The 16711-nt window shown below is 51.5% G+C and carries 14 protein-coding genes and 1 pseudogene; 12 read left to right on the top strand and 3 right to left on the bottom strand.

The annotated features are described in order from the left end of the window. Positions 1–15 precede the first annotated feature (15 nt). Positions 16–921 carry a DMT family transporter gene (locus ACTID9_RS21125; protein ID WP_441066845.1) on the bottom strand — a complete coding sequence of 302 codons (906 nt, stop codon included), beginning with the start codon at positions 919–921 and terminating at the stop codon, positions 16–18. A 135-nt stretch (positions 922–1056) separates the two neighbouring features. Here ACTID9_RS21125 and ACTID9_RS21120 point away from each other — a divergent pair, with 135 nt between their 5' ends. Next, the gene (locus ACTID9_RS21120) at positions 1057–1941 is read left to right on the top strand and encodes a LysR family transcriptional regulator (RefSeq protein WP_441066844.1); all 885 of its coding nucleotides are present in this window, start codon (positions 1057–1059) and stop codon (positions 1939–1941) included. Here ACTID9_RS21120 and ACTID9_RS21115 read toward each other — a convergent pair. Next, positions 1941–2512: pseudogene (locus tag ACTID9_RS21115) on the bottom strand (IS30 family transposase); the annotation flags it as partial. The gene ACTID9_RS21120 and the pseudogene ACTID9_RS21115 overlap by 1 nt on opposite strands. 270 nt (positions 2513–2782) lie before the next feature. Between ACTID9_RS21115 and ACTID9_RS21110 the strand changes: the two are divergent. The 8 genes from ACTID9_RS21110 (at position 2783) to ACTID9_RS21075 (ending at position 11634) form a co-directional block, all read left to right on the top strand. Further along, positions 2783–3775, top strand: coding sequence for an HD domain-containing protein (locus tag ACTID9_RS21110; RefSeq protein WP_441066843.1), 993 nt, complete (start codon positions 2783–2785; stop codon positions 3773–3775). Positions 3776–4025: 250 nt separating this feature from the next. After that, positions 4026–4676: an alpha/beta hydrolase gene (locus ACTID9_RS21105; protein WP_441066842.1), complete on the top strand. Its 651-nt coding sequence runs from the start codon at positions 4026–4028 to the stop codon at positions 4674–4676. A gap of 713 nt (positions 4677–5389) precedes the next feature. Further along, positions 5390–6778 (top strand): sigma-54 interaction domain-containing protein, encoded by a 1389-nt coding sequence (locus ACTID9_RS21100; protein WP_441066841.1) that lies wholly within the window; start codon positions 5390–5392, stop codon positions 6776–6778. Between the two features lie 162 nt (positions 6779–6940). Next, on the top strand, positions 6941–7948 hold the full coding sequence (locus tag ACTID9_RS21095) for an ABC transporter ATP-binding protein (RefSeq protein ID WP_441066840.1): 1008 nt from the start codon (positions 6941–6943) through the stop codon (positions 7946–7948). Then, positions 7948–8730: an ABC transporter permease gene (locus ACTID9_RS21090; protein ID WP_441066839.1), complete on the top strand. Its 783-nt coding sequence runs from the start codon at positions 7948–7950 to the stop codon at positions 8728–8730. The genes ACTID9_RS21095 and ACTID9_RS21090 overlap by 1 nt, the downstream gene beginning before the upstream one ends. Positions 8731–8742: 12 nt before the next feature. Next, complete coding sequence (locus ACTID9_RS21085) at positions 8743–9585, top strand: ABC transporter permease (RefSeq protein WP_441066838.1); 843 nt, start codon at positions 8743–8745, stop codon at positions 9583–9585. Between the two features lie 53 nt (positions 9586–9638). Further along, positions 9639–10751 carry an ABC transporter substrate-binding protein gene (locus tag ACTID9_RS21080; RefSeq protein ID WP_441066837.1) on the top strand — a complete coding sequence of 371 codons (1113 nt, stop codon included), beginning with the start codon at positions 9639–9641 and terminating at the stop codon, positions 10749–10751. A gap of 19 nt (positions 10752–10770) precedes the next feature. Then, positions 10771–11634: a carbon-nitrogen hydrolase family protein gene (locus ACTID9_RS21075; RefSeq protein WP_441066836.1), complete on the top strand. Its 864-nt coding sequence runs from the start codon at positions 10771–10773 to the stop codon at positions 11632–11634. Between the two features lie 185 nt (positions 11635–11819). On the opposite strand, the gene ACTID9_RS21070 is transcribed toward ACTID9_RS21075, so the two are convergent. Then, on the bottom strand, positions 11820–12413 hold the full coding sequence (locus tag ACTID9_RS21070) for a TetR/AcrR family transcriptional regulator (RefSeq protein WP_441066835.1): 594 nt from the start codon (positions 12411–12413) through the stop codon (positions 11820–11822). 223 nt (positions 12414–12636) lie between these two features. Between ACTID9_RS21070 and ACTID9_RS21065 the strand changes: the two genes are divergently transcribed. The 3 genes from ACTID9_RS21065 (at position 12637) to ACTID9_RS21055 (ending at position 16695) form a co-directional block, all read left to right on the top strand. Beyond that, the gene (locus ACTID9_RS21065) at positions 12637–14757 is read left to right on the top strand and encodes a phytoene desaturase family protein (protein WP_441066834.1); all 2121 of its coding nucleotides are present in this window, start codon (positions 12637–12639) and stop codon (positions 14755–14757) included. Positions 14758–14904: 147 nt separating this feature from the next. Beyond that, a complete protein-coding gene (locus ACTID9_RS21060) occupies positions 14905–15288 on the top strand; it encodes a GntR family transcriptional regulator (protein ID WP_441066833.1) in 384 nt (127 codons plus the stop codon). 24 nt (positions 15289–15312) lie between these two features. Beyond that, positions 15313–16695 carry a DUF5808 domain-containing protein gene (locus ACTID9_RS21055; RefSeq protein WP_441066832.1) on the top strand — a complete coding sequence of 461 codons (1383 nt, stop codon included), beginning with the start codon at positions 15313–15315 and terminating at the stop codon, positions 16693–16695. Positions 16696–16711: the final 16 nt, after the last annotated feature.

Genomic DNA, 16711 nt, shown 5'->3' with positions numbered 1-16711 from the left:
GGGTTTTTTGTGGCTTCATAGCGTTTTTTCCACTGCACGGACATGCGCCACCTGCACCTTTGCGCGCGCAGTTCCTTGCCAGTTGACGAGAAAAATGCCTGCGCAAATAAAAGCGCCGCCGACAATTGAGTACCATTCAATCGTCTCATGCAAAAGCAGCCAGCTGGAAAGCACCCCGAACAGCGGGACCAAAAACAGATACGCGCTCGTCTTGGCGGGGTCGCCGTTTTTCAGCAGATAATACCAGAGGGAAAACTGCACGATGGAGCACATCACCACAAGCCAGAGCAGGACGGCAACCGACATCGTCGTGATGCGGAAATAGGGATGCTCCGTCAAAACGCTGAGAAGCAACAGCGCGATTCCGCCGAATATCATCTGATAGGCCGCGAGCGTCGTCATCTGGAAGGCGCTGCCCCAGCGTTTGATCAGCAGTGTGGCGATGGCAAAAAAGATGGCACCGGCCATGCTGAGCAGCGTGCCCGGCTGAAACCCGAGCTGAAAATTGAGGCAAAAGGCGACACCGATGAAACCGACGATGACGCCCAACCATTGGCGCACGCGGTAGACGGCGCCGGTGAACAGCGTCCCGAGAATGATGACGAACAGCGGATTCAGGTTGAGCATAATGGAAGATTCGCCCGAGGTGATCCAGCGCATGCTGTAATACCCGCAGCCCATCACGCCTGCCGATTGGATGATGCCGATGACGGCAGCCTGCCACCATTGCGCCGTTCCGCGCGGGCGAGGCTGCGGTTTTTTGGCGACGAGCAGGGCGAGCAAGCCGCCGGCAAGCACAAAGCGGATGCCCATCAAAAAGAATGGCGGTGCATATGCGAAGCCGATTTTGCCGACGGGAAAAGCGATGCCCATCAATAGCGTCGTGATCAGGAGCAGGCTGACGTATTTGAACTGCTTCATCGAGATGACCTCCGTTTTCGTTGTTGTTGATCTTATTGTAGAGGAGGTTTGGTTTTCTGTATAATGATTGCTATAGATACTCGGTATCAGAAAATATGATTGCCATTCGATTGAGGGAAGGGGAGGAACAGACACATGGAAAGCGCCGATTTGCGGGTCTTTCAAATGGTGGCGCGGGAAGGCTCGATCACGAGGGCAGCGGCCCGGCTCGGCTATGTGCAATCCAACGTGACGGCCCGTATCCAGCAGCTGGAAACCGAGCTGGGCACGACCTTGTTTTTGCGGCACAACCGGGGGATGACGCTTTCGGCAAGCGGCAAAACGCTGCTCGGGTACGCGGACAAAATCGTCGGCCTGCTCGATGAGGCGACCCGGGCGCTCGCCGCGACAAACGAACCGAGCGGCCCCCTTGCCATCGGCTCCACGCAAACAGCCGCGGCGGTCCGCCTGCCTCCGCTGCTCGCCGCCTATCACCGCCAGTACGAGCAGGTGCATCTGTCGCTCACGACGGGCCATACACAGCTGTTGATCGAAAAAGTGCTGCAATATGAGCTCGATTGCGCCTTCATCGGGATGAAAAGCGACCATCCCCAGCTCGATTCCATCACGGTCTTCAATGAAGAGCTGGTCATCGTCTCGGCCCCGTCCGTCACCGGAATCGAGGAAGCGGTGACAAAACCGATCCTCGTCTACGGCCTCGGCTGCTCCTACCGGGACGTGCTGGAGCGCTGGATCGCCGCAAGCGGCTACAAACGCCCCGTCGTCATGGAACTCGGCACACTGGAAGCCATCATCGGCACCGTATCGGCAGGCCTCGGCATCTCACTATTGCCGCGCGCCGTCGTCGACCGCCATGCCGCGGAAGGAACACTCCGCGCCCACCCGATCGACGCCGAATACCGTTACATGAAAACCGACCTGATCACCCGAAAAGACACCTTCATCAGCAGTGCGCTGCGCGCGTTTATTGATTTGCTGCCTGCTGTTACGGTAGATGATCAGGAAAAAGCAATGATCTAGGTGCGATCAGGCATCTTCACGGCAAGATAGAGGCGGGTCTTGCGCTCAGCGCACGTAGTGACGCATGTTTTCCTTTTTCCCCGACTGGAAACAACCGTATCCAGCTCCCGGTGACCAAAACTCTGACGTTTTCTTACTTCTTTGGGGCGCTGCTGGATGGGCTTCCTTACGTTGAATCGGCCACGCGTTTCAACAGGACCTCGGCGTTTGCCTTATGACGCAAGGCAGCAGTATTCCCTTTGACTAAAAGACCTTGATAGAACCAGCGGTAGATCGTTTTAAACGAAATCTTCTGCTCGAAAGACCAGGTTTGAGCCAGTTTCTCCGCAATATAGGATTCACGCCCGGAAATCCATTTGCCATTCGGAATCGACTTTTTTCGGCGCTGTTCATAGGCATCATGAGCCGTCTCAGCTAGAGATTCACCAGTCTACGTTCCCCGCTTTCACTCACGGGCAATCGTGGGCTGATGGCGTTTGAGTTCCTTGGCAATCGCCCGAGTAGACCAACCCAAGCGATGAAGGAGTGCTAGCTGACTTCGCTCTGTTATGCCAAGATGTGAATAACTCATGATTGATTCTCCTGTGTAAATGGTGTTGTGGTGACTTCATTTTACACAGGAGAATCAATCATGGGCCATTTTTTGTCTAAACGTAGGCGTCGCACTTTATATTACAATTCGCGAATAGTGTACCGGAAAGTGAAAATCTAACTGAAGAGGACTTTGAATGGGCCGCTCCACACGATTTTTAATAGAATATATCATGTGTTAAGCTGTGGGTGGTTCATAATGGTGAAGACAACCTGCTAGTAAATCAGAAAATCAAAAGGTGAGAAAATTATGAAGCTGTACGATGAGCTATATGGACAATTTGAAGTTGAAGATGTTCTTGCAGAAATCATCCATACAAAAACAATCCAAAGATTAAAAAACATTCATCAAGCAGGCGCTGCTTACCTTGTAAACAACGAGTGGAATGTAACCCGTTATGATCATTCATTAGGAGTCATGTTGTTAATAAGGAAGTTAGGCGGGACGATTGAGGAACAAATAGCAGGGTTGCTTCATGATGTTTCACATACCGCTTTTTCACACGTTGTTGATTTCGTATTCGACAATAAGGAGCAAAATTACCATGAAACGATTTTTGAAAATGTCGTTATGAACTCAGAAATACCGGCAATCGTAGCAAGCTATGATTTTACTATCGATGACATCTTGAATATGGATAAATGGTCGATTCTGGAGCAACCGCTTCCTAAACTATGTGCGGATCGGCTAGATTACACGTTGCGAGACATGTATTACTATTTTCGAGCAACGCAAGAGGAAGTTGCAACCTTTTTGGACTCGCTGAAAATGGTTAATGGGGAAATTTGTGTTTCATCGGTGGAAATGGCAGAATGGTTTACTGCTACTTACTATAAACTTGTCATCGATTATTTTTTAAGTCCCCGAAACGTTTTCTCCTATCATTTGCTTGCTACGATCATCACTCTTGCTTTCAAGAAGGGAGTCTTACACCCAGACCAGTTGCTGTTGGATGACCCAGCTGTTCTTGGCATTATGAAGTCAAGCAATGATCGTGAAGTTTTACAATTACTCGAATTTTTAACATCCACAGTTGAGCTTGAAGAAAATGAAAGTCACTATGATTTTCATATGGTAGGAAAAGCAAGGATTATCGACGTACCAGTTTCCCTCGACAGGATCACCATCCATAACGCATCAACCTTATCCCAAAAGGTTAGAAAAATGAATGAAGAAGCATTACAAAAATCACGAAGAGGTACATTTGTCAAAATCAAATCACCTATGATTCCGTTAACTTAGAACATTTGAGTATGCAAACAACGCCTATTCATCTCACTATCAAAAAGGAAGGGCGAAAATTCGAACGGCCAATTAGCGAGTGTTTTCAAAAGAAATAAGAGAGTAACCTCTACTCAAGCCAGAGTTGATAAATAAGAGTTTTTCCATGAAGGATAGTATCTATTTCAAGTAAATCGTCTTTTCCATAGACGGGTTTTGGGGGAATACAGTTTTACTATAAAATGGAAATAGGACAAGGGAGGAAATTATTATGAAGGTTAATCGAAAAACGGCATTAGTAAATGAAAAAGAAGTTCAATATACACATATTGAAAACGCCAGTTCAGCGGTCTGCTTTATGTTTTCCGGAACAGGTTATACATATGAGAAACCTTTATTTTATTATTCGACAATGACAATGCTTCAAAATCAGTATGATGTTGTCCACGTCCATTACTCCTACGAACAAGATGTTTTCAAACTTTCATCGGAAGATTTGACAACTATTATTTATAATGATGTAAATGCTGTCATTACTGAAGTTTTCAATAGTCGACAATACCTGAATACCGTATTTTTAGGAAAATCACTCGGTACGATCCCTATCATAAATAGGTTTATGAGGAACGATGAGTATTTGAATTCTAAATTGATTTTGCTTACACCATTATTAAAGTTTGATACAATTTTTGAAGCATTAATGATGAGCAATCATTTAGCCCTCATTGTTATAGGGAACAGGGACACCCATTATATTACCAGTAAAATCCAAGCAATTGAAAATAAGCCGAATATTCGAATAGAAGAAATCCCCAACGCTAATCATTCTTTAGATATTGAACCAACTAATACTTTGGATTCCATCTTAGCTTTAGAAAAGGTATTGAAAAGCATCGGGGAGTTTTTATCTGACTCTCATTGAATAGGGTGTATTGTTATGGGGTTTCGATGATACTTTAGGGTATCGCCTTGGGGGGGATGGGGAGCCGTGCCTTGCCTGAGGCATTACTCAAAATAGAACCGAATAGTAAGGCTACTATTGATAATTTTATCTCGTTAGAAAAGAACGGGTTTCCATGGCAGCAACCAGATCGAGTATACATCCTGACACATGTAGGTTTATCTACCTTAAGATCAGAGATTTCAACTCTGCGGTTGCAGGTTATGAGAAACCGCATCCTCAAATACATAGGACGATATTGAAAAAGATAGGGAATTACGAGGGCAGTTCGGCAGTGCAATACCATGCATGACATCTCTTCTATATTGAATACGATGGAAATAGCACCAATCCCTGTGATAACAGTGTAATACAAAGATGGAAGCTCGGTAATTTGCCGAGCTTTTCATCTTTGTATTAACCAAATGCTCCGTCATTACTATTTTCGCACCAAAAACCGAACCCCAAAGCCTTACATAACTAGCCTTTTGCTTTTTATTTTTATTCGCCATAACCACCGCAGCAAAGGGATTTTAGCAAGAAAGCGCAACGGAAGCCTTTACAATGCCCGCCAGGCCCGACCCGCAGCAGGCATTGTAACAGCTTCCGTGGAGCTTTCTTGCTAAAATCCCCTCCCCTCCACTAAAGAAAAATGGTATTTTTAACCGTAACGACACGAGAGGAGAGAACACAGTATGGTGATTTCCAAGGAATGGGACAACTTGCTCGAACTGATCTCGGACGGCATTATCATTACCGATCATCAAGGCGTGATCGTCAAAGTGAACAAAGCATATGAACGGATGCTCAGCATCAAAGCCGTTGATCTGGTCGGACGCAACATGAGCGATCTGAAACGCGAAGGGTATCTTGAGGAATCCAGCTCGCTCAAAGTTATCGAAACCAAGCACCCCGTAACACTGATCCAGGAGCATTTTGGCAAAGACCTGATCGTCACCGGCATGCCGATGTTCAATGAGCAAAACGAACTTATCCTGGTCATCAATTGCGTGCGCGACATTACAGAGCTGAACCAACTCAAGCGCAGCATGCAGCAGATCGAGCAGATCAACCACAGCTATTTCGAGCAGCTCACCTATTTGCGCCAGCGCGAGATTCACCTTGACGGGCTGGTGGCGCACAGCCAGTCGATGCGCGAGGTGCTGACGAAGGCGCTCAAGGTCGCGGCGGTTGACTCCCCGGTCATGCTGCGCGGCGAATCCGGTGTCGGCAAAGAGGTCATCGCCAAGTTCATTCATCAAAACAGCAGGCGAAACGGGGAAGCGTTCATCAAGGTGAACTGCGGCGCGATTCCGGAAAAGCTGATGGAAAGCGAATTTTTCGGCTATGAATCGGGGGCGTTCACCGGTGCGGGCAAAGGCGGGAAGCCGGGCGTATTCGAGCTTGCCAATCGGGGCACGCTCTTTCTCGACGAGGTCGGCGATATGCCGCTCGATCTGCAGGTCAAGCTGCTGCGCGTGCTGGAGGAAAAAGAGTTCCGGCGGATCGGCGGGGTCAAGACGATCCAGACAGATGTGCGCATCATCGCGGCGACGCATCAGCATTTGGAGGAAATGGTGGCGCAGAAGCAGTTTCGCCAAGATTTGTACTACCGGCTGCAAGTGTACCCGATCTCCATCCCACCGCTGCGGGAACGAAAGGAAGACATCCCGTATCTCGTCGATTCCTTTGCGCGGAAGTATGAGGAAAAGCATCCTGTCCCCCTGCATATCGATCCGATGGTCAAACAGCTTTTGTGCCGCTGTGACTGGCCAGGGAACATCCGCGAGCTGTTCAACATGCTCGAACGGCTGGCGATCACCTCCAACAACGGGGAAATCTTGCCGGAGCATCTGCCGCTGGAGATGTACCGCCATGTCGGCAGCACGCTTCCGCGCAATTTTTTGGAGGAGGTCGAAATGTTTGAATACCAAGGGCTGAAGCAAGCGCTGGTCATTCACAAGACGACGCGAAAAGCGGCTCAATCGCTGGGGATGAGCCAAACCACATATGTTCGCAAGCTCAATCTGTACCGTGGCAAATTCGACGCTGACCCAAAAATGGAGCAAGAGATCCCGGGATGAACCGAAAATGGTTCGGTTCAGGCAGATAGGCGCCATTAACATTCTGTAAATTCAGTAAATAAAGAATTGGCATAATCGTTGCAATTCATTTGATCACAAGCCCATTACCGAATAAGTCTGGCATCGTTCACACCATCGACTGATTGAACAGGGGGGAGCCGAATGGCTACGAAGACCATGGTTGAGCTGCGCAACATCGTCAAGCGCTACGACCAAACGACGGTGGTCCATGATCTCTCGCTTGCGATTGCGAGCGGCGAGTTCATTACGCTGCTCGGTCCGAGCGGCTGCGGAAAGACGACGACCTTGCGCATGATCGCCGGCTTTGAAAAGGAAAGCTCAGGCGAAATATGGCTGGATGGCGAATCCGTTCAAGACAAGCCAGCCTATGCCAGAAACGTCAATACGGTTTTCCAAAACTATGCGCTGTTTCCGCATCTGAGCATTTATGAGAACGTCGCATTCGGCCTGCGCGTCAAAAAAGTCGCGAAGGCGCAAATCGACAGCAGTGTCCGTGACGCATTGAAGCTGGTTCAGCTCGAATCGTTCGCAAACCGCAAACCCGATCAGCTGAGCGGCGGCCAAAAGCAGCGCATCGCCATCGCGCGGGCGATCATCAACAACCCCAAGGTGCTTTTGCTCGACGAGCCGCTTGGCGCATTGGACCAGAAGCTGCGCAAACAGATGCAGGTGGAGCTGAAGCATTTGCAAAAGCAGCTCGGCATCACGTTTATTTTCGTGACGCATGACCAGGAAGAAGCGCTGACGATGTCCAATCGAGTCGCCGTCATGAACAAAGGGCGAATCGAGCAGATCGGCACTCCCGCCGAGATTTATGATCGGCCTGCGACCCGCTTTGTGGCGGATTTCATCGGCGAGAGCAACATGCTGACGGAAAACGGGGTGACGATCGCTGTCCGTCCGGAAAAAACGACCCTTTCGCTTGCAAGGGAGGATGACCCGAATTTGACTCAGCATCGCGTGCGGCTCCTGGAGCGGATTTATACCGGCATTCATGTGAAGACCGTGGTGAAGCTGCCGGACGGGCAGGAGCTGCTTTCCTTGGAAAAAACCGATCAGCTGCTTCCGGCAGTCGAAGGAGATGAGCTTTACATCCGCTGGCAGACAGCCGATGCGGTTGTGCTGCAAGAGGAGGCGGTCACGTCCTGATGCGCGCGAAGACGAGGAAGATTTTGCAGGCGTACTCGATTCTGGTTTATCTGTTTTTGTACATTCCGATTGCCGTCCTCATTGTCTATTCTTTCAATGATTCCGAGATCATCACGGTTTGGCAAGGGTTCACGCTCCGCTGGTATCACAAAATGTTCGGCAATGGCGCCATTTTTGACGCGGCCCAAAACAGCATCCTGATCGCCTGTCTGACCACGGTTTTCTCCTCGGTCGTCGGCACCATGGCGGCGCTCGTGCTACACCGACACAAGATACCAGGGAAGAAGATCATCGACACGCTGTTTTACATTCCGATCGTGATCCCGCCGATCATCGTCGCAGTCGCGCTCCTGGCCATGTTCGCCTGGTCCAAAATCACGCTGGGCATCGGGACGATTACGGTCGGGCATGTGGTTATGACCATCTCTTTTGTCACGCTGATCGTGCTTGCCCGGCTGCAAGGGTTCGACAAGACGTTGGAAGAAGCGGCGATGGACCTCGGCGCCAACAACTGGGTGACGTTTTGGCGCGTGACGCTGCCGTTGATCGCTCCGAGCATTTTCGCCGGCGCCTTGCTGACGTTTACGATCTCGCTCGACGAGTTCGTCATGACGTTTTTTACGACAGGCCCGGGCATCAATACGCTGCCGATCCTCATTTACTCCATGGTCAAAACAGGCGTCACGCCGGAGGTTAACGCCTTGTCCACCGTGTTGATCCTGCTGACGGTCCTGCTCGTATTCGTGGCGGAAAAATGGCGCGGCTCCATCAAAGCCAAGTGAGGAGGGGAACGAATGAACCGCACGAAAAAACTGGCCTTGCTCATGCTGACGCCGAGCCTCTTGTGGCTGATTCTGTTTATGGTGATCCCGATCGTTCTGATCGCTTTCATCAGCTTTACGACCAACGACGGCTATGGCGGCATCGTGTACCAATTCAGCACCGATTCGTACGCCGAGGCGTTCGATTCACTCTACTTTAAAATTTTTGCCCGCTCGGTGTTTTGGGCGTTTCTGGTGACCGCGTCCTGTCTCATCGTCGGCTACCCGTTCGCCTATTATCTGGCCCATACGAAAAAGTGGAAAAATGCGCTGCTCTTTCTTGTGATAATCCCGTTTTGGACCAATTTGCTGATTCGCACGTACTCGTGGACGATTTTGTTAAAAAACGACGGCGTGATCAATTCGTTTCTCCAGATGCTCGGGGTGATCGCAGAGCCGATCAAAATGATCTACACCCCGTTTGCGGTAATCATCGGCTTGATCTACGGCTTCCTGCCGTTCATGGTGCTTCCGCTGTTCACCTCGATTGAAAAACTGGAGCACACCTATCTGGAAGCGGCCGAAGATCTCGGGGCCAAGCCGATGACGGCATTCTTCCGCGTCACCGTGCCGCTGACCATGCCGGGGATCTTGGCGGGCTGCCTGTTGACGTTCATACCGGCGCTCGGCATCTTTGTCGTTCCCGATCTGCTCGGCGGCGCCAAAACGATGATGATCGGCAACGTCATCCGCGACGATTTCATGGTCAACATGAACTGGCAGCTGGGCGCAGCCGTCTCTATCGTGCTGACGGTTTTGGTCATTTTTTTCATCCTCGTGTTTACCCGGTTCTCCGCAGGCAAACAAGCGCTCTGACGGAAGCTTGCAGGGCAGGGTTGACTCATAAAAAAAAGACAGGGGTGTTTTCATTGAGAAAAAAACAGGCGCTTTGGGGACTGCTTTTAACGTCACTCTTGGTAACCGCGGGCTGCGGTAATGCCGCGCAGCCGAACAATGCCGCTCCGGCAGCTGCCAATACGGGGCAGAGCGCGCAGCCATCTGCAGAAGCACCCAAGCAGGAGCTGGCGAAAGAGCTGAAGCTGTTCGCGTGGGGCGAATATTTTCCGCAAGAGGTGCTGGACGATTTCACGAATGAAACGGGTGTCAAAGTCATTTATGACAAGTACACGTCCAATGGGGAGATGTTGACCAAGCTGAAAAGCGGGGCCGTCGATTACGATCTGGTCGTGCCGACCGATTACATCGTCGAACGGATGGCAAAGCAAAACATGCTGCAAGAGCTGGATATGAAAAACATCCCGAATTTTGCCAATATCGCCGATGTGTTCCACGAGCGATCCTTTGATCCGGGCAACAAATACTCGGTGCCGATGTACTACGGCAGCATCGGGCTCGCTTATGACAAAACCAAGGCGGATAATCCGACAGGCTGGAAAGACTTGTGGAATCCCAAGTACAAAGGGCATGTCATCATTTCGGAAGTGGGCCGCGAAGCGCTGCTCGTCGCCCTGCAAAAAAACGGGAAGAGCATGAACTCGACGGAGCCTGCTGATCTGGAAGCGGCGAAAAACGACCTCATCGCTCTGGCGCCGAACGTCCTGGCCTACAACAGCACGCCGTCTGACGTGCTTGCGGTCGGGGACGCCTGGATCGCAGCCGTATACTCCGGCGAAGCGGCCAAAGCGATGAAGACCAACAAAAACCTTAACTACGTCATGCCGCAAGAGGGCGGGACACTGTGGATGGACAATTTGGCGATCCCGACCGGGGCCAAAAACAAATATACGGCAGAGGTGTTCATCAACTACATTTTGCGCCCTGATGTCAGCAAGCGCTTGACCGATGTGTATCCGTACAGCAATCCGAACAAGGAAGCCGTCAAGCTGATGAGCGATGCGGAGAAAAACAACCCTGCGTCGTATCCGCCGGAAGACAGTCTGAAAAAAGCCGAGTGGTTCGCAGACTTGGGACCGAAATTGAAAGAGATGGACCGTGTGTGGAAAGAGGTTCGCGGCCAATAATCGTGAGGAGGTAGTAGCGATGAAAGTGAAGGTAGCAGCTGTCCAATACGCATTCAAAAATATTGAACATCCATCGCAATTTGTGGAGCAGGTAACGCAATACGTGGAGCTGGCTGCCCTGCATCAACCGCAATTTTTGCTGTTTCCTGAACTGAGCAGTGCACAGCTTTTGTCGATCGCGAAAAAAGAGCCATACGAGGCGATCCGGGAGCTGGACAGCTATACCGGGCTGTATGTGGACCTGTTTGGCGGTTTGAGCAAAAAGCATGGGATGCATATCATCGGCGGTTCGCATGTGACGAAAAACGAACAGGGCGATTACGTCAACCGTGCATACTTGTTCTACCCCGACGGTACGTACGCGTTCCAGGACAAAATTCATTTGACCCCAAGCGAGAAGCATCCGTGGCAGCTTGCGGCAGGCCAGGAATTGAAAGTGTTCGAAACCGAATACACCAAAATCGCGATCCTTACGTGCTATGACATCGAGTTTCCCGAGCTGTCGCGGCAAGTCATGCAGCAGGGCGCGACGATCATCTTTTGCCCGTCGAGCACAGAGCAGAAGCAGGGCATGTACCGCGTCCGCCGCTGCGCACAGGCGAGAGCGATCGAAAATCAGCTCTATGTCGTCGAAACGGGAACGCTCGGCGAAATGAGCAATGTGGTCAACATGGAAAACAGTACGGCATGGGCGGGCGTATTTTCGCCATGCGATACCCACTTCCCGATCGGCGGGGTGGTCGCGGAAGGAATCGAGCATCAAGATATGATTATCGTGGGGGAAATTGACCTGAAGCTGATCGAGGACGTGCGCGTCAGCGGGTCTGTGCCGTTGATCCAGGACAGACGGCACGATTTGTACACCGTGGAATTCAAAAGCTAACGTCGATAGCGGGAAGAGCCTGTGGCATTGGATGCCCAGGCTTTTTCGCACAGATAAGCGCAACCGTGGCCCCGCCAAAAGCATGGCGTCGCCAGGTTTTACTAATACAGATAAGAATTTACAAATTCTTATCCAGTATAAGTGCAACCGCAGCTCCGCCAAAAGCATGGCGTCGCTAGGTTTTACTAATATTTCAGCGTGTCATAGAACATGGTGAAGAGCGCTTGCAAATCTGGTTTTTCCGGGGATGCTGCGACAAGGCGATCCAGCCGCAATCCGTTGATGTAGATACGCAGCAGCTTTGCCGTTTTTTCCGCATCCAGCTCGGGGGGGATGGCACCGTGCTGCTGTCCGATCTGAATCCAGCGGACGGACATCGCGATCGACCGGTCGTGAAGCCGGCTCAAAATTTGCTTCACCTCGGGGTTCTCCTGCTGGCTGATCAGGTAAAAAAAGATCTTGTTGTTCACTTCCTGCTCGTCAAGGAGAAAGCGGCCCATATTGTCGATCAGCACTTTGAGCGGAGAGGCGAGGTCAGGTCCGGACGCCCGCGCGACCGCTTCGTCGAACGATTCGTTCAGCTGTTCCGAACGGTGCTGCAAAACAAGCCCAAACAGCTCGTTTTTGCTTTTGACGTAATGGTAAATGGCCCCTTTGGACAGGCCGGTGCGGTTGATGATTTCCTGCAGCGTCGTCTTTTTGCAGCCCAATTCCTGAACGGTTTGCTCCGTTGTCTGAAGCAGCAATTGAAAGGTTGGATTGGAACTTATCTGTTGCATCGCGTGATTCCTTTCTAGTACAGATAAGAATTTATAAAATTCTTATCCAGTATAAGTGCAACTGCGGCTTAAGCCAAAAGCATAGCGCAGCCAGGTTTTCTAATACGGAAAGATTGCCCTCATACTACATCCAGACCGTCGGTTTGTCAACCATTTACAAACCGACGGTCGGTACTGTATACTCGACATAGAAAACATCTTGGAAAAAACAAGGAGAGAAGACATGCGCACGCTCTGGTCGATTTTTCGCGATTTTATCCCGCTGATCGCCGCCTTTTTCATTCCGCCGCAAATCGTGGGGTTGGGAATCGCTCTGTTGATTGTCGGGTGGATGCTGTACAGCCAGGCGAAGACCCGCTCGCTGAAAACGTTGACGATCATCAATGCGGCTTATTTTGTCATCGCGACCATCGTCACGCTATTTGATCCGAATACCAACATACTGGAGTACGGACTGGTCACAACGTACGTGATTTTGGCCGTCACCACGACGCTTTCCTTGTTTGTCGGCGATTTGTTCACGATTCAATATGCCAAGGAAACGACGCCGCAGGCTGTCTGGACACACCCGCTGTTTACTTCCATCAATCGGCGGCTGACCGTAATCTGGAGCGTTTCCTTTACGCTTTCGGCGCTGTTTGCTTGCCTGACACAATTCGCGATTCTCTCTGGCGTCGCCGGGACGGTGCTGACCTATATCTGGATGATCCCGGGACTGATCGCCAATTCCGTATTGCCGCCGCGCATGCAGCGCCAATTTGCCGAAAGGATGAAAACAATGCAGCCACAAGAACTCAATTGGAACCCAGCCATTGCAGATGCCCCTCCTGCCGAACCGTACCATTATGACGTGATCGTGGTCGGTTCCGGAATCGGCGGGCTGACCGCCGCAGTGGAGCTGGCGGCGCTCGGGTCAAAAGTGCTGGTGCTCGAGCAGCATTATTTGTTTGGCGGAGCGTGCTCGACATATACGCGCAAAGGGGGCTTCAAATTCGAAGCTGGCGTCGAGTCGATCAGCGGATTGGGCGAGCAAGGGCCGGTCAATCATTTGCTGAAGCGGCATGGCCTGGAAGGCGCGATCACGTGGCTGAAAAACACGTACGAGTACCGCGACGGGAATCAGACGAAAATCATCCCGAACGACTACTGGGCGTGGCGGGACCAGCTCATCGCGGAGTTTCCGCATGAACGTACAGGCATCGAGGCGATGTTTACGGAGATCAAAGCGTGCTATGACGGCATGTACTCCGTATTCGCACCGGATCGCCTTTGCCCGCGCAAGCCGGAATCGATGGAAGAAATGACCCGCTTTGCGGAAATGTATCCGGAATTTTTGCGGTGGAGTACCAGCACGTGGAAGGAATTTCTGGATGGATTCGTCCGTGAGCCCGCGCTGCGTGCACAAATGTCCATGCTGACGGGCTATGTCGGCGATGCGGGGGAAGAGACACCTGCCGGTACCATGATCGCGCTGATGGGCTACTTTTTGATCGGCGGTTTTCGTCCGCAGGGCGGCGGTGGCGAGTTGGCCATGAAGCTGGTGGAAAAACTGCGGGAATACGGCGGCGAAGCGCTTTTGTCCCAATTGGTGCAATCCATCATCGTTGCCGACAACCAAGTCCATGGGGTCGTCACCAAAAAAGGCGTTTATTACGCCCCTGTCGTCATTTCCAACGTCGATCCGCGCGTCACGTATGAAAAGCTGGTCGGACTGGACAAATTGCCGCTCTCCTACCAGGAAAAAGTGCGGCGGCTCGAACCGTCCACCTCGCTGTTGATCTGGACGGCAGCGATCGATTGCGAATTTGCGACCAGCCATTTGATTCATTATTCGCTGCCCAAACCGATTCATTTGGCAAGCATCGACCAGCGAATCGAAGGCTTCGGCATCCATTCCGCCTCCGCGCTCGATTCGACGCTGGCGCCGAAAGGAAAGGGCACGTTGCACATCAACATGCTGACCAAAGCGGAGGCGAGCCGCTTCCAGGCCATGACGGAAAAAGAGTACGCTGCGGTCAAAGCGGAGGTCGACCGCGTATGCCGCGAGCTGCTTCGTGAAATCGACCCGCAAGCCGCCGATTCGATTCTCTTTACGGAAGTCGCCACGCCGCGGACCGTCGCGCATTACATGAGAACGCATGAAGGCTCGGTCTACAACAGCAAACGGCTGGATGGCGAAGCGAGTCCGTTCCCGACGTTCAAAGCGCCGATCGAAGGGCTTTATCTGGTTGGAGCAGGCGTAGGTTACGGACCGGGCATCGAGGCGGTCGTCATCAGCGGTGGCGATGTCGCGTCACAGCTTGGGGCCTTTTTTGCAGAACGGAAGAAGATACAGACAGCTTAGGGGACTCCCCTGGGCTGTTTTTGTTTCCGTCTCGCACTCGGACCAGTGCAGCAGACGATTTTTTTGAACTCGACCGAAAGTATTATTTGTATTACAATAAGTAATACTTAATGGCGCACACGATTTGCAGGGGAGTGATTCGCACACATGATTATTTCATTGCAGTTGGAAAGCGATACGCCGCTGTATGAGCAGCTCCGCAACCAGATCGTTATCGGGATTGCCACAGGGGAGCTGGCGGCCAATGAGAAGCTGCCCACCGTACGCCAATTGGCCGAAGAGCTGGGGATCAACACGATGACGGTCAACAAGGCATATACCCTTTTAAAGCAGCAAGGCTACATCGTCATTGACCGACGGCACGGTGCCAAGGTAAGTCCGCCCGGAGAGGACAATCCGACGCCTTCTCCGCAACTGGCGGAGCAGCTGGAGCTTCTCATCGCACAAGCGACGATTCAAGGCATCGACCAATCCGGGTTTCACGCTCTTTGCTCCCAAATTTTCGCCAAAATGACGTATCGGCACGCCTAATCTTTTGATATGAGGTGATATTCGATGTTCACGATTGTCTTGCTTGTGATCGCTCTCATTTGCTACACGGCGATGATTGCCACCTATAAACCGCAGGCGACATATCGCAACGGGATGCTGTTTGCCGTCACCTTGCCTGCACATGCCGTGGATCATGCGCAAATTGAGCACATTCGCGCGCAATTTCGCAAGCGGCTCAACCAGGCGAGCATCTGGATGGTCGTCATGCTTGTACCATTCATTGCGCTCCAATCCAGGATGGCGTATCAGACGATTTATTTTTTCGTTTGGCTTTTTGCGTTCTTCATCGTCATGGTGATTCCGTTTCGCCGCGCTTTTCGCGAGACGCTCGCCTTAAAGCGCGAGAATGAATGGTATGTTGGCAAGAAAGGAGTTGTCTACAGCGATCTGCGTGTCGCACAGCTGAAAAATCAACGCACAGCTTCACTGTGGCTGTTCACGATACCGTTTGCGATCTCGATCGGCACGATGCTGTGGGCTGTGCGCGAAGATATGGAGCTTGCGGGCGTCACCTCAGGCGGCTTTGTCCTGACCGCCATGCTCTTTTTCATCTGGCTCTACATGCGCAAGTCGAAGGCGAGAGTGTACAGCATGAACAGCGAAGTGAATCTGGTGCTGAATCAGGCGAGACGCAGGACGTTTTCTTATGCGTTGCTTTTGATCGCGATCGTCGAGTCCATTCACTTTTTGCTTATGTATTTGCTCGCTGTCAATGACAACGCGGATGCAAACGGTGTATGGCTCACGGTGATCCTGCTGTTTACGGCGGTGCCAATCGGGATTCTGTATTACGCGTACCGCCACGTCCAGGCGCTGGAGCAGGACGTGCTGGCACACGACGGGAAAGTCATCTATACGGATGACGACGAGTATTGGGCAAACGGCTTCACCTACCATAATCCACATGACAAAAGCGTGTTCGTGACCAAGCGGGTCGGATTCGGCGAAACCGTCAACACGGCGACATGGGCAGGCAAAATCATTGCGTGGGGCTCCGTCGGCTTAGCCGCCGTGGTCGTCATCGGCGTTTCCTTCATGCTGATCCGCTCGGAATTGACGTCACCGGTCTTGTCCGTCACGCCGGATCACAAGCTCGCCATCGCGTACCCGATGTATTCTTTCGATGTCAGTCTCGCTGACGTCGAGCACGTGGCGCTGGTTGACAGCGTGCCCTCCGGTATCAAGACCAACGGAGAGGCTACGGATACGTACGCGCGGGGCCACTTCCGGCTGCAAGGGCTGGGCAAATCGAGATTGTACATTTTCAAAAACAACCCCCCTTACATTCAAATCAAGCTAGGCGACGGCTATGTTTTCTATAATGAGAAAGAACCGCAGAAGACCAGGCAGCTTTTCGAGCAGCTGCAAAAAGTGGTCGGGAAGTAAGCTTTATTTGCTTTTT

The organism is Brevibacillus fluminis (genome assembly GCF_052072235.1).
Lineage (GTDB): Bacteria > Bacillota > Bacilli > Brevibacillales > Brevibacillaceae > Brevibacillus_D > Brevibacillus_D fluminis_A.
This window is presented reverse-complemented; position numbering and strand designations above follow the sequence as displayed.